We start from the raw sequence: 13,561 nt of genomic DNA, 5'->3' as shown, positions 1-13,561 counted from the left end.
CGGCGGCTACGGCTCCTCCGGGACCGACGAGCGCCGGTTCCACGCCAGCGGCGCCCGCCAGTGGTAGCGCATCGCCAGCAGCCGCAGGACGAAGGTGGTGACGATGGCGATGCCACTGGTCACGGCGCTGAGCATGTCGAAGGCGATGAAGACGGCCACCATGGCGGCCCCGATGATCGCGGGCACGGCGTACATCTCGCGGTCCCGCAGCAGCGACGGCACCTCGTTGACGAGTACGTCGCGCAGGACGCCGCCGCCGACGGCCGTGGCGAGGCCGAGCGCGGCCGACGCGGTCAGCCCGAGGCCGTACTCGTAGGCCTTCGTCGTGCCCGTCACGCAGAACAGGCCGAGGCCCGCCGCGTCGAAGACGTTGATGGCCCGGTTGATCCGCTGCACCTCGGGGTGCAGGAAGAACACCAGGGCGGCGGCGACCAGCGGGGTGACGAAGAAGCTCAGCTCGCCGAAGGCGGCCGGGGGGACCGCGCCGATGACGAGGTCGCGCAGCAGACCGCCGCCGAGGGCGGTGACGAGGGCGAGGACGGCGATGCCGAAGACGTCGAAGTTCTTGCGGACCGCGAGCAGCGCGCCCGCGGTGGCGAAGACGAAGATGCCCGCGAGGTCCAGGGCATGCTGGACGCCGGGTGGGAAGAGATCGTGGAGCACGGGGTCATTGTGCCGGGCGCCTGGCGGCGGGCCGCGCCATTGGGTGCCGGGCGGGTGTGGGTGCGGGTCGCTGCCGGGGCTCCGCCCCGGACCCCGCTCCTCAAACGCCGGAGGGGCTGAAATGCCCCGGGGCGGGGCCGGGAGGACCGGCCCCGCCCTCCGGCTACTCCGCGGGCTCTCCGGCAGCCGCGACCGCGGGGGTGTCCGCGTTCTCCGGGTGGTGGCAGGCCACCTGGTGGCCCGGCTTGAGGGCGACCAGCGGGGGTTCCTTGGTGGCGCAGATCTCCGTGGCCTTCCAGCACCGCGTGTGGAAGCGGCAGCCGCTCGGCGGGGAGATCGGCGAGGGGACGTCGCCCTTGAGCAGGATGCGGCCGCTCTTGGCGCCCCGGCGGCGCGGGTCCGGGACCGGGACGGCCGAGAGGAGGGCCTTGGTGTACGGGTGCATCGGGCTCGCGTACAGCGAGTCGCGGTCCGTCAGCTCGACGATCTTGCCGAGGTACATCACCGCGATCCGGTCCGAGACGTGCCGGATGACCGACAGGTCGTGCGCGATGATCACGTAGGTGAGGCCCAGCTCCTCCTGGAGGTCGTCCAGCAGGTTCACCACCTGGGCCTGGATCGAGACGTCCAGCGCCGAGACCGGCTCGTCCGCGACGACCAGCTTCGGCTTGAGCGCCAGGGCGCGCGCGATGCCGATGCGCTGGCGCTGGCCGCCGGAGAATTCGTGCGGGTAGCGGTTGTAGTGCTCGGGGTTCAGGCCGACCAGCTGGAGCAGCCGCTGGACCTCCGCCTTCAGCCCGCCCTCCGGCTGCACTCCCTGGAGCTTGAAGGGGGCGCCGACGATGGTGCCGACCGTGTGGCGCGGGTTCAGCGAGCCGTACGGGTCCTGGAAGATCATCTGGACGTCGCGGCGCAGCGGCCGCATCGCCCCCACGCCGAGGTGGGTGATGTCCTTCCCCTCGAACTCCACGGTCCCGCCGGTGGGTTCGAGCAGCCGGGTGATCAGCCGGCCCATGGTCGACTTGCCGCAGCCGGACTCGCCGACGATGCCGAGGGTCTCACCCCGGCGGACGTCGAAGTCGATGCCGTCGACGGCCTTCACGGCCCCGGACTGGCGGCGCAGCAGCCCCTTGTGGATGGGGAAGTGCTTGACCAGGCCGGTGACCTTGAGGAGCGGCTCCTCGGCCGAGGAGTCCGCCGCGCGGTCGGCCGTCTCGTCCGCCGTCTTCTTCATGTCCGTCGTATCGGTCACAGCTTCGGCGCAATCTCTTCGGTCCAGATCCGGGTCCGGTCCTCCTGCGACATGTGGCAGGCGGACCAGTGTCCGGCACTGGTCAGGGCCAGCTCGGGCCGCTGGGTGCGGGTGACGCCGCCCTTGGGCACGTCGGCGAACGGGCAGCGCGGGTGGAAGGCACAGCCGCTGGGGATGTTGATCAGGCTGGGCGGCGAGCCCTTGACCGGGATCAGCCGCTCGGTCTGGTCGCGGTCGATGCGCGGCATGGAGCCGAGCAGGCCCCAGGTGTACGGGTGCCGGGGCTCGTAGAACACCTGCTCCGCGCTGCCGCGCTCGACGCAGCGGCCGCCGTACATCACGAGGATCTCGTCGGCCATCTCGGCGACCACGCCCAGGTCGTGCGTGATCATGATGACGGCCGAGCCGAACTCCTTCTGCAGGTCGCGGATGAGGTCGAGGATCTGCGCCTGGACGGTGACGTCGAGGGCGGTCGTCGGCTCGTCCGCGATGAGCAGTTCGGGGTTGTTGACCAGGGCCATCGCGATCATCGCGCGCTGGCGCATGCCGCCGGAGAACTCGTGCGGGTAGGAGTCCACCCGCTGGTCCGGCTCGGGGATGCCGACCCGGTCGAGCATCTCGACGGCGCGCTTGCGGGCCGTCTTCTTGTCGACGTCCTGGTGGGTCCGGTACGCCTCGATGATCTGCTTGCCGACCGAGTAGTACGGGTGCATCGCGGACAGCGGGTCCTGGAAGACCATCGCCATCTTCTGGCCGCGCAGCCTGCGTACGTCGTCGGCGTCGGCCCGGACCAGGTCCTCACCGTCCAGCAGCACCTCACCGGAGATGTGCGGACGGCTGCGGGCGTTGCCGGTGCGGTGCAGGCCCATGATGGCCAGCGAGGTCACCGACTTGCCGGAGCCGGACTCGCCGACGATGCCGAGCGTCTTGCCGCGCTCCAGATCGAAGGAGAGTCCGTCGACGGACTTGACCAGGCCGTCGTCGGTCGGGAAGTGGACCTTGAGGTCACGGACCGAGAGGAAGGAACGGGCGGGGTCCTTGGGACCGGCCTGCTCGGGTACGAGGGAAGGGGTCTCGGTCACGTCAGCCTCACGCGCGGGTCGATGACGGCGTACAGCATGTCCACGATCAGGTTGGCCATCACCACGAAGAGCGCGGCGAGGAGGGTGATCCCCATGATCACGGGGAGGTCGCCCTGGCCGATGGCGGCGACGGCCGCCGTCCCCAGACCCTGGAAGTTGAAGGTCGTCTCGGTCAGTACCGCGCCGCCCAGGAGTCCGCCGAGGTCGAGGCCGAACATCGTGACGATCGGGGTGAGCGTGGAGCGCAGGGCGTGCTTGCGGATGACCACGCTCTCGGTGAGGCCCTTGGCCCGGGCGGTGCGGATGTAGTCCTCGCCCATGACCTCCAGCATCGTCGCGCGGGTGATCCGGGCGTAGGTGGCGGCGAAGAGGAAGGCGAGGGTGATCCAGGGCAGGATCATGCTGTTGAGCCAGGCCGCCGGATCCTCGGTGATGGGACGGTAGTTGGAGACGTCCAGCCAGCCGAGGCCGTAGACCAGGACGGCAGGGGCGACCATGCCGGTGAAGAAGATGGGCAGCGAGACACCGGCGAGCGCGCCGACCATCACCGTCCGGTCGATGGCCGTACGGCGTTTGAGCGCCGAGATCACACCGGTGGCGACGCCCGCGAGCACCCAGATGACGGCCGCGCCCGAGGCGAGCGAGAGGGTGACCGGCATGCGGCTGGTCATCAGCTCCCAGACCGGGGCCTCGCTCTTGAAGGAGTAGCCGAAGCAGGGGGCCGGGCAGTGCGTCTGCTCGACGCCGGAGTCGTAGTCGCGACCGGCCACGACTCCCTTGAGGAAGAGCAAGTACTGCTCGGAAATGGGCTTGTCGAAGCCCATCTTCACGCGGATGCCCGCCAAGGCGGTTGCGTTGGTCTCGCGGCCGGCGTACATGAGCGCCGGGTCGGACCCGGTGATCTTCGGCACCGCGAAGAAGATGCCAAAGGTGACCACGGAGACCACCAGCAGCGTGGCGACGACATTGAACAGCCGCCTGATGAGGTAGACGAGCACTGCAGTCGGCCGCTCCGGCGGGCGGCCGCCGCCCCTTGTGGGGACGGCAGCCGCCGCCTAACGGCCTTCACCTGCCCTTCGAGCTAGCGCATGTGCGGTGAAGGCACGTGCCGACTGTTACTTGACGACGCCGAGGGTGGCGAGGTCGATGCGGCCCATGGAGTCGTTGAAGTAGACGTTCGTCAGGCGCGGGTTGTGGTAGATGAGCGCCTTGTCGAAGTTGATGGGAAGGTAGAGCGCCTTCTCCATGACCTTCTTGTTGATGTCCGTGTAGAACGGAGCGGCTTCCTCCGGCGTCGCGGCGGCGGCGGCCTTCTGGAACAGCCCGTTGACCTCGGGGTCGTTCAGCATCGTGTAGTTGTTGTTGCCGTTCGGCAGGATGAACTTGCCGTCCACCAGCGGCTGCAGGAAGCCGGAGCCGCTGTTGTAGTCGGCGCCCCAGCCCATGATGATGATGCCGTAGCCCTTCTTCTTCACGTTCTCGGGCGAACCGATCGTGGAGGAGGAGAGCTTGCCGTCGTACTGGTCGATGGAGGCGTCGATGTTGATGGCCTTCAGCGCGGCCTGGAGCGACTCGGCGGTCTTGACCTCGGGGGCGCGGTTGTTGCGGACCGCGATGGTGGTCTTGAAGCCGTTGGGCAGGCCACAGGCGGCGAGCGCGGCCTTGGCCTTGTCGACCTGCGGCGCACCGGCGGTCAGGCCCCACGGGTCGTAGGACTTGTCGGCTCCGGGCACGCCCGGCGGCAGCATGTTCGCGCCGAGGTCACCGCTGGTCGGGCCGCCGCGGGCGGTCTGCAGGGACTTCGGGTCGGCCGCGTAGATGACGGCCTTGCGGCACTCGATGTTGTCGAAGGGCGCGACCGTCTGCGGGAAGGCCATGTAGCGGATGTAGCCCGTGAAGGGGTTGTCCGCGTTCTTCTTCAGGTCCGGGGACTGGAGGATCTTGTTCTTCGCGGCCTGCTGGACGCCGGTGCCGTCGACCGCGAGGTCGATGTCGCCGGAGAGCAGGCGCTGGTCCATGTCGTCCGGGTTGGTGGTGACCGTGAAGGAGACCTTGTCCGGCAGCGCCGTGCGGATCTTGTCGGTGCTCGGGTCCCAGTTGGTGTTGCGGACGAGGGTGGCGCCCTTGCCCGAGGTGAAGGACTCGACCTTGTACGGGCCCGTGGAGACGGGCTTGTTGGTGTACTTGGCGCCCTCGTCCTTGGCCACCGGGACCGGCGAGGAGGACGGCATGGCCAGCAGGTAGCTGAAGTCCGAGTTGGCGCTCGCCAGGTTGAAGACGATCGTCTTGTCGTCCGGCGTCTGGACGGACTTGAGGCCCATCTTGTTGGCGTCGGTGTCCTTGTAGGGGCCGGGGTACTTCTGGCCCTGGTCCAGCAGGTCGATCAGGTAGGTCGGACCGCCGGAGAGGACGTCCTGCGCGAAGACGCGCTCGACGCCGTACTTGATGTCCTTCGAGGTGATCGGCGTACCGTCCTCGAACTTCACGCCGTCCTTGAGCTTCAGCGTGTAGGTCTTGCCGTCGTTGCTGAGCACCGGCAGGGCCTCGGCGAGGTCCGGGACCAGCTTGGTGCCGTCCTTGCCCGGCTTGCTGTCGTAGGCCAGCAGCTGGCGGATGTACAGGCGCTGGAGGTTCCAGACGAAGCCGTAGTAGGCGCGCGCCGGGTCGAGGTAGTCGACGTCCTGGGGCGACCAGAGCTTGAGCTCGCCGCCCTTCTTGTCGGACGCGTTGACGACACCCTTGGTCGCGGCGTCGAAGGCGGCTCCGTTGGAGGCCTTGTCCTTCGAGCCGTCATCGCCCTTGCCACCGCACGCGGCGGTCAGCGACAGGGCTGCGACCACGGCGGTGATCGCGATTGCCTGCTTTCTGCGGATCACGTTTGTCCAACCTCCATGAGTGGATGACATGAGTGGATGAGTCGAGGGACTCGGATCAGTTGCCCTTGGGGTCGAGCGCGTCGCGCAGACCGTCCCCGAAGAGGTTGAACGCCAGGACGGTGATGAAGATCGTCACACCGGGGACCACCATGTACATGGGGTCGAACTGGTAGATGGGGACGGCGTCGGAGAGCATCTTTCCCCAGGACGCGGTGGGCGGTTTGACGCCCGCGCCGAGGAAGCTCAGGGCCGCTTCCGTCAGGATGTTGGTCGGGATGATCAGCGTCGAGTAGACGAGGATCGGCGCGACCAGGTTCGGCAGCAGCTCCTTGAACAGGATGTACAGGCGTCCGGCGCCGAGGCTGCGGGCGGCCTCCACGTACTCGCGCTCGCGCAGCGAGATCGTCTGGCCGCGGACGATCCGGCCGATGTACGGCCAGCCGAAGAACCCGATCACCAGGACCAGGACACCCATCCGGACTCCCGAACCCTCGAACCCCCAGAGGGAGTTGGGGACCACGGACACCAGCGCGATGGTGAACAGCAGCTGCGGGAAGGCCAGCAGCAGGTCCATGACGCGGCTGATGACTCCGTCGACCCAGCCGCCGAGGAAGCCCGCCAGCGTGCCCAGCAGGCTGCCGAGGACCACGGAGACGATGGCCGCCAGGAAGGCGACGGTCAGGGAGATGCGGGCGCCGTAGACGATCCGGCTGAACACGTCGCGCCCGTTGGTGGGTTCGACGCCGAGCAGGAAGTCGGAACTCATGCCCCCGTAGGAGCCGGTCGGCGTGCCCAGGTTCGGGTCGATCAGGTCCTCGTGGAACTCGTTGGGCGGGTGGCCCAGCAGGCTCACGATCTGCGGCGCGAACACCGCCACCAGGATCAGGAGGAGCACGACGATGCCGCCCGTGAGCGCGACTTTGTCGCGCTTGAGCCGCATCCAGGCGATGCGGCCGGGTGAGCGGCCTTCGATGGCCTTGGCTGGGACGTCGGCTACGGACACGGCAGCGGGCGTCTCCGCGCTCGTGTCATGCAGTGGTGCCGTCATCTGGTGGGGACCCCTCTCGGCCGACTGGTGAGCCGGCCCATGCCCGCCGCTGTGGCGGCGTTGGTGCGGAGTGGCGCTTCGGAGTGCGTGGAACCGTGCGCATGCGTGGATCTGTGCATGTGCCGGGGACTGCGTTTGCTTCAGTGCGTTGGTCTTCGGTGGCGCGTGCTGCGTGGTGCTTGAGGTGCAGGAACCGCAGGAAGTGCAGGGTGAAGTGCAGAGTGAAATGCAGATGCCGAGTCGGGTAACAGCAGGACTGACCGGCTCTTGGGTGGGGAGTCTTCATGGGGCGCTCGATCGCCCGCCAGACCCGCAGGTGAATGGATGCGCAACCGTGATGTGAGGAGCCGTTACCCGCTATCCGGACTGCGGTGACTCCTCAGCGGAGCAAGACCGTCCGTTCGGTACGCAATCGGGCATCCCGCCCAATCGGCGCTTCTCGTGTGCTAATTGGACAGGGGTGGCAGGACAAACCGCGACAAGAAGAAGGCCGCACGGAACCGGGGTTCCATGCGGCCTGATACGGGCGTCTCAGGGAGTGGTCAGTACGCCGGGGCCTGGCCCTCGCGGTCGTAGAACGGGCGCGCCTGGGCGCGCAGCCACATCGCGACCGGATCGTGCTCGTCCGCGAGCGCGACGGTGCACACCGGCACGCCCTCGGGCACGGCCCCCACCGACTGGCGCATCATCTCGCGCACCGACTCCAGCGCGGGCGCGGAGGCGTCGTAGAGGTCGAGGCCGACGGCCAGGTACGGCGATCCGAGCACCGGCTGGACCCAGGCGCGGCGCAGCGAGCGCACGGCGGGCGTGCGGTGGGCGTGCTGGGTGAGCAGCCCGTAGAACTGCGGGAGTTCGATCGAGGGCTCCGACAGGCGCAGGGGACCCGCGGGCATCCGGTCGAGGCCGGTGGCGATCCGGCGCAGGTCGGCCCAGGGGATGCCGAGGCCGCCGCCCTGGGCGTGCGGATTCACCCACAGGCCCCAGCGGTCGGGGTAGAGGGCGCGGGCGACGTCGCGGCCGGTGACCACCTCGTAACCGCGGTTCCAGCCGCTGGCGGCCAGCTCCTGCGGCGAGGTCACGCACGGCGCGTACCCGAGGCCCTCGACCTCCATGCCCCCGTACTGGGCGTCCGGCGAACCGGACTGCCCCTGCCACAGCAGCATCCACAGCCGGCCCTCGGCCAGCCCGTGGAGCAGCTGCTCATAGCTGTCGTAGCGCCCGGGTGTCACCTGGCGCAGCATGTGCTCGACCTGCCCGGCCGCGGCCGTGCCTGACGCACTCACCCGGTACCCCTCTTCGTCCGCCCGTCGTCCACGCGTACCCCGGGCCACGCGTGCGCCGGGCAATGCGAACAGCTTAAGGGCGACTAGGGCAGGTAGAACGGGCGCACGCGCTCACGGATCCAATCGGCCACCGGGTCCTCGACCGCGTCGAGGAGGACCAACTGCACCGGCCAGGGCGGCTGGACCCGGCCCAGCGCCCGGCCCAGGGCGTCCATCGGGGCGTTCCGGTTCTCCGGCTCCCATCCCAGCAGGCGGACACCGATGTAGAGCTGCGGCTCCCCGCCCTCGACGCTGGCCAGGCAGCGGTGGGCGGCGGCCACCACCCCGCTGGCCCGGAATTCCTCGGCGGCGGCGGCCAGGAAGTCCACCGGGTCGTGCTGCCAGTCGGGCTCGTACAGGCGGACCCGGCCGCCGGTGGCCAGGCCGTCCAGTTCGCTGCGCCCGGCCCGGCAGAGCAGGGCCACGGCGGGCGGCGGCAGCGGGACGCCGACGGCTCCCTCGGGGTTCACGGCGATGCCGAGCTGCGGGGGCAGGCCGCGGGCGAATTCGACGGCGGGGGCGACGACGAAGTCCATGCCGGCGCCCACGCAGGCCAGGAACTGGGCGTGGGAGCTGTAGACGGGCACGTAGGCGGCGCCGCCGATGTCCATGGTGGGCAGGTTCAGGCTCGCCGAGGCCGGGCCGCCGCCCGTGGGCAGCGGTACCCACACCTCGCTGCGGGCCAGGGTGTCCAGGATCCGGGGCCCGGCCTGCGGGTCGCCCATCGCCGTGCCGAGGACCGCTTCGAGTTCGTTGGCCGGCCAGCCGCTGCCCTGCATGCCCGTGTCTCCCCGCTTTTCCGTGCCGGTCCCGTCACCGTGGGGGACCTGTCACCGCCGAGGCTAATGCGTCCCGGGCCTAGGCCGCCTCTTCCGGATCTTGCCTGGCCCGCGCCGCCCGGCACCGCACCTCGCCGCACTGCCGGGGCACCCGAGTACGTCCAGTACACGGGAGCCCCGGCAGCACACCGAGGCACGGCACCGGACGGCGCGGGCTTAACCGGCAAGATCCGAAAGAGACGACCTAGCGCCGAAGCCGATCCGGGTCACCCGGGCCGCCGCCGCCCGGTCGAGCAGGACGGCGGAGGCGCAGCCCGCCGGGAGCCGGCCCGATTCGGCCTCGCGCAGCAGCCGGGTGACCGCGCCGCGGTGGCGGGCGAAGGCGTACGCCGACACTCCGCGTCCCCGGGCCGCCTGCCCGGCCAGGGCCTCCTCGGCGGTGGCGTCGAGCAGCACGAGGTGCAGGTCCCGGCCGCGGCGGCGGGCGGCTCCGGCCAGCAGCGCCCGTACCCAGGTCTGGGTGCCGCAGTCGTGGACGACGGCGGAGTCCCCCGAGCGCAGCACCCGCCACAGCCCCCAGTAGTGCGTGGCGCGCACCAGCGGGCGGTAGGCGGCGTACGGCAGGGCGCGGGGCATCCGGTGCTCCCAGCGCTCGCGGGCGTCCTGGGAGTCGACCCCGCCGCCCGCGACGGCGCGCTTGATGAGGGTGCTCTTGCCGCCGCCGGGCAGGCCGGACACGACGACGATGTCGCCTTCGGCGAAACCGAGGCGGGCCGGGCCGCCGCGCGCCGCCGCCCCCCGGCCGCGCAGGTCCCGTACGGCGGGCCGCGCGGCGGGCGCCGCGGCCTCCCGCACCCGGCGCCCCGGCTGGGCCGGTACGGCGCCGCCCGCCGCCACCATCCCCGCGCCCGCTCCCGCCACCGCTCCTGCCGTCGTCCCCGCCGCCGCGCCGAATCTGCGCACAGTGATCGCCTCCCCCGGATCGGGTCACCAGGACCCTTGCCCCCTGAGTGTAAAGAGACGGTAATGCGGCGGACATGGTTCCGGTCGGGCCACCGGACCGGGGATGGGCAGGGGGCACATCCGGGGACCCGCACGCCCATTCGGGGCCGGGCCGTGCAATGATGTGCGCCATCTGGACCCAACTGCATAAAGGCCGCTTGAATCCGCGCGGGAGAGTCCCGGGAGTTGCTCCGCACCCCGGGCGCCGAAGGAGCAAGACCCTCCCTTGAATCTCTCAGGCCCCGTACCGCGTGGATGAGGCAGATCTGAAAAGCGAGCCGTACCGCCTCCTGGCGGTGCGCGCTCCACCCAAGGTGCAAGTCGAGGAACTCGGTGCGAATCGAGGAACTCTCGGCGAACCTCTCAGGTTCCGATGACAGATGGGGAGGATCCTCCTCGTCATGTCATGTCGATGCCCTGTCGATGCCCCGGGACCTTGGGAGCCACACCCATGAGCACTGCCCCCCGCCTGACCGCCCTTGACGCGCTGCACCGTTCCCTCGGTGCGACGATGACCGACTTCGCGGGCTGGGACATGCCGCTGCGTTACGGGAGCGAGCGCGACGAGCACAACGCCGTCCGCACCCAGGCAGGCCTGTTCGACCTGTCCCACATGGGCGAGATCACGCTGACCGGCCCCGAGGCCGTCAAGGTCCTCGACTTCGCGCTGGTCGGGAACATCTCCACCGTCGGCGTCGGCCGGGCCCGGTACACGCACATCTGCCGCGAGGACGGCGGCATCCTCGACGACCTGATCGTCTACCGCCTCGGCGAGAACGAGTTCATGGTCGTCGCCAACGCCTCCAACGCCCAGGTGGTCCTCGACGCGATCACCGAGCGCGCCGCCGGCTTCGACGCCGAGGTCCGCGACGACCGCGACGCCTACGCCCTGCTCGCGGTCCAGGGCCCGGAGTCCCCGGACATCCTGAAGTCGCTCACCGACGCCGACCTCGACGGGCTGAAGTACTACGCCGGTCTGCCCGGCACGGTCGCCGGGGTGCCCGCGCTGATCGCCCGCACCGGCTACACCGGCGAGGACGGCTTCGAGCTGTTCGTCGCCCCCGAGCACGCCGTGGAGCTGTGGCAGGCGCTGACCAAGGCGGGCGAGGGCGTCGGCCTGATCCCCTGCGGCCTGTCCTGCCGCGACACGCTGCGCCTGGAGGCGGGCATGCCGCTGTACGGGCACGAGCTGACGACCGCGCTGACCCCCTTCGACGCGGGTCTCGGACGGGTCGTGAAGTTCGAGAAGGAGGGCGACTTCGTGGGCCGCGCCGCCCTGGAGGCCGCCGCCGAGCGCGCCGCGTCCGCCGCCCCGCGCAAGCTGGTCGGCCTGATCGCCGAGGGCCGCCGCGTCCCGCGCGCCGGGTTCCCGGTCGTGGCCGACGGCCAGGTCATCGGCGAGGTCACCTCGGGCGCCCCGTCCCCGACGCTGGGCAAGCCGATCGCGATGGCGTACGTCGACGCGTCGCACGCCGCACCGGGCACCTCCGGCGTCGGCGTGGACATTCGCGGTACGCATGAGCCGTACGAGGTCGTGGCCCTGCCGTTCTACAAGCGTCAGAAGTGACGCTTCCCCTCACCGGGAAGCCCGCTCCGCGGCCCGCGGCGCACGTCGCACAGCACGTCGCACCGCAGGCCCCACCTCGTCAGACCCCTGTTCATCAGCACTCCCCCGCATCCAGGAGAATCAGGTCATGAGCAACCCCCAGCAGCTGCGTTACACCAAGGAGCACGAGTGGCTGTCGGACGCCGAGGACGGCGTCGCGACGGTCGGCATCACGGAGTTCGCCGCCAACTCGCTCGGTGACGTCGTCTACGCCCAGCTGCCCGAGGTGGGCGCCCAGGTGACCGCGGGCGAGACCTGCGGTGAGCTGGAGTCGACCAAGTCCGTCAGCGACCTGTACTCCCCCGTCACGGGCGAGGTCGTCGAGGCGAACCAGGACGTCGTGGACGACCCGGCGCTCGTCAACACCGCTCCGTTCGAGGGTGGCTGGCTGTTCAAGGTGCGCATCACCGGCGAGCCGGACGACCTGCTCAGCGCGGAGCAGTACGCCGAGCTCACCCACTCCGACAACTGACACCCCAGGGGATCCTGATGTCTGTTCTCAACACCCCTCTGCACGAGCTCGACCCCGACGTCGCCGCCGCCGTCGACGCCGAACTCGTGCGCCAGCAGTCGACCCTGGAAATGATCGCGTCGGAGAACTTCGCTCCGGTCGCCGTCATGGAGGCCCAGGGTTCGGTCCTGACCAACAAGTACGCCGAGGGCTACCCCGGCCGCCGCTACTACGGCGGCTGCGAGCACGTCGACGTCGTCGAGCAGATCGCGATCGACCGGATCAAGGCGCTGTTCGGCGCCGAGGCCGCGAACGTCCAGCCGCACTCGGGTGCGCAGGCCAACGCCGCCGCGATGTTCGCGCTGCTGAAGCCGGGCGACACGATCATGGGTCTGAACCTGGCCCACGGCGGTCACCTGACCCACGGCATGAAGATCAACTTCTCCGGCAAGCTCTACAACGTGGTTCCGTACCACGTCGACGAGACCGGCCGGGTGGACATGGCCGAGGTCGAGCGCCTCGCCAAGGAGTCCAAGCCGCAGATGATCGTCGCGGGCTGGTCCGCCTACCCGCGCCAGCTGGACTTCGCCGCCTTCCGCCGCATCGCGGACGAGGTCGGCGCGTACCTGATGGTCGACATGGCGCACTTCGCCGGTCTGGTCGCCGCGGGCCTGCACCCCAACCCGGTGCCGCACGCCCACGTCGTCACCACCACCACGCACAAGACCCTCGGCGGTCCGCGCGGTGGCGTGATCCTGTCCACGCAGGAACTGGCCAAGAAGATCAACTCCGCGGTCTTCCCGGGTCAGCAGGGCGGCCCGCTGGAGCACGTGATCGCGGCCAAGGCGGTCTCCTTCCTGGTCGCGGCCTCGCCCGAGTTCAAGGAGCGCCAGGAGCGCACCCTGGAGGGCGCGAAGATCATCGCCGAGCGCCTGGTGCAGGACGACGTCACCAAGGTCGGCGTCTCGGTGCTCTCCGGCGGTACGGACGTCCACCTGGTCCTGGTCGACCTGCGCGACTCCGAGCTGGACGGCCAGCAGGCCGAGGACCGGCTCCACGGGATCGGCATCACGGTCAACCGGAACGCCATCCCGAACGACCCGCGGCCGCCGATGGTCACCTCGGGCCTGCGGATCGGCACCCCGGCCCTGGCCACCCGCGGCTTCGGCGCCGAGGACTTCACCGAGGTGGCCGAGATCATCGCCGCCGCGCTGAAGCCGGAGTTCGACGCCGAGGACCTCTCGGCGCGCGTCTCCGCGCTCGCCGCGAAGTTCCCGCTGTACCCGTCGCTGTAGGTCACACCGTCCTAGGCGTCCGGAGGGGTCCGGGCCTGTTTTCCACAGGTCCGGGCCCTTCTTCGCGACCAAGGTCCCAGACGGGCGTGCCCTTCTGCCTATGAAATAGCCAAATTCCGGCAAATAGGCTTCACGTAAAGGCGCGGCAGCAGCCGGCCCGGCATCCCCCGTCAGGACGGACACCC

12 protein-coding genes and 1 riboswitch are annotated in these 13,561 nt (G+C 70.1%); of the genes, 3 read left to right on the top strand and 9 right to left on the bottom strand.

The genetic code is table 11. The annotated features are described in order from the left end of the window. Positions 1-6: 6 nt before the first annotated feature. From OHS33_RS25655 to OHS33_RS25615, 9 genes are all read right to left on the bottom strand, one after another. A complete protein-coding gene (locus tag OHS33_RS25655; RefSeq protein WP_330332764.1) occupies positions 7-663 on the bottom strand; it encodes a trimeric intracellular cation channel family protein in 657 nt (218 codons plus the stop codon). A 163-nt stretch (positions 664-826) separates the two neighbouring features. After that, positions 827-1,897 (bottom strand): ABC transporter ATP-binding protein, encoded by a 1,071-nt coding sequence (locus OHS33_RS25650; protein WP_330335202.1) that lies wholly within the window; start codon positions 1,895-1,897, stop codon positions 827-829. 14 nt (positions 1,898-1,911) lie between these two features. After that, positions 1,912-2,997: an ABC transporter ATP-binding protein gene (locus OHS33_RS25645; protein ID WP_330332763.1), complete on the bottom strand. Its 1,086-nt coding sequence runs from the start codon at positions 2,995-2,997 to the stop codon at positions 1,912-1,914. Next, positions 2,994-3,995: an ABC transporter permease gene (locus tag OHS33_RS25640; RefSeq protein WP_330332762.1), complete on the bottom strand. Its 1,002-nt coding sequence runs from the start codon at positions 3,993-3,995 to the stop codon at positions 2,994-2,996. Before OHS33_RS25640 ends, OHS33_RS25645 begins: the two co-directional genes overlap by 4 nt. Positions 3,996-4,112: 117 nt before the next feature. Then, positions 4,113-5,903 (bottom strand): ABC transporter substrate-binding protein, encoded by a 1,791-nt coding sequence (locus tag OHS33_RS25635; protein WP_330332761.1) that lies wholly within the window; start codon positions 5,901-5,903, stop codon positions 4,113-4,115. Between the two features lie 25 nt (positions 5,904-5,928). Continuing rightward, the gene (locus tag OHS33_RS25630) at positions 5,929-6,921 is read right to left on the bottom strand and encodes an ABC transporter permease (protein ID WP_330332760.1); all 993 of its coding nucleotides are present in this window, start codon (positions 6,919-6,921) and stop codon (positions 5,929-5,931) included. Positions 6,922-7,463: 542 nt separating this feature from the next. Further along, positions 7,464-8,204, bottom strand: a complete 741-nt coding sequence (locus tag OHS33_RS25625; RefSeq protein WP_330332759.1) for an enhanced serine sensitivity protein SseB C-terminal domain-containing protein — start codon at positions 8,202-8,204, stop codon at positions 7,464-7,466. Positions 8,205-8,287: 83 nt separating this feature from the next. Then, positions 8,288-9,022, bottom strand: coding sequence for an enhanced serine sensitivity protein SseB (locus OHS33_RS25620; RefSeq protein WP_330332758.1), 735 nt, complete (start codon positions 9,020-9,022; stop codon positions 8,288-8,290). Positions 9,023-9,238: 216 nt separating this feature from the next. After that, positions 9,239-9,922, bottom strand: coding sequence for an AAA family ATPase (locus tag OHS33_RS25615; protein ID WP_330335201.1), 684 nt, complete (start codon positions 9,920-9,922; stop codon positions 9,239-9,241). 261 nt (positions 9,923-10,183) lie between these two features. Beyond that, positions 10,184-10,284, top strand: a riboswitch (glycine riboswitch). Positions 10,285-10,475: 191 nt separating this feature from the next. On the opposite strand from OHS33_RS25615, the gene gcvT reads away from it, so the two are divergent. From gcvT to glyA, 3 genes are all read left to right on the top strand, one after another. Next, entirely contained in the window at positions 10,476-11,591 is a 1,116-nt protein-coding gene (gene gcvT, locus OHS33_RS25610; protein WP_330332757.1) for a glycine cleavage system aminomethyltransferase GcvT, read from the top strand. A 127-nt stretch (positions 11,592-11,718) separates the two neighbouring features. Then, the gene (gene gcvH / locus OHS33_RS25605; RefSeq protein WP_330332756.1) at positions 11,719-12,102 is read left to right on the top strand and encodes a glycine cleavage system protein GcvH; all 384 of its coding nucleotides are present in this window, start codon (positions 11,719-11,721) and stop codon (positions 12,100-12,102) included. A 17-nt stretch (positions 12,103-12,119) separates the two neighbouring features. Continuing rightward, positions 12,120-13,376: a serine hydroxymethyltransferase gene (gene glyA, locus OHS33_RS25600; RefSeq protein ID WP_330332755.1), complete on the top strand. Its 1,257-nt coding sequence runs from the start codon at positions 12,120-12,122 to the stop codon at positions 13,374-13,376. The last annotated feature ends 185 nt before the right edge of the window (positions 13,377-13,561 follow it).

Source organism: Streptomyces sp. NBC_00536 (assembly GCF_036346295.1).
GTDB lineage: Bacteria > Actinomycetota > Actinomycetes > Streptomycetales > Streptomycetaceae > Streptomyces.
Note: the sequence above shows the minus strand (reverse complement) of the source record. Positions and strands in the feature narration are given on the sequence as shown.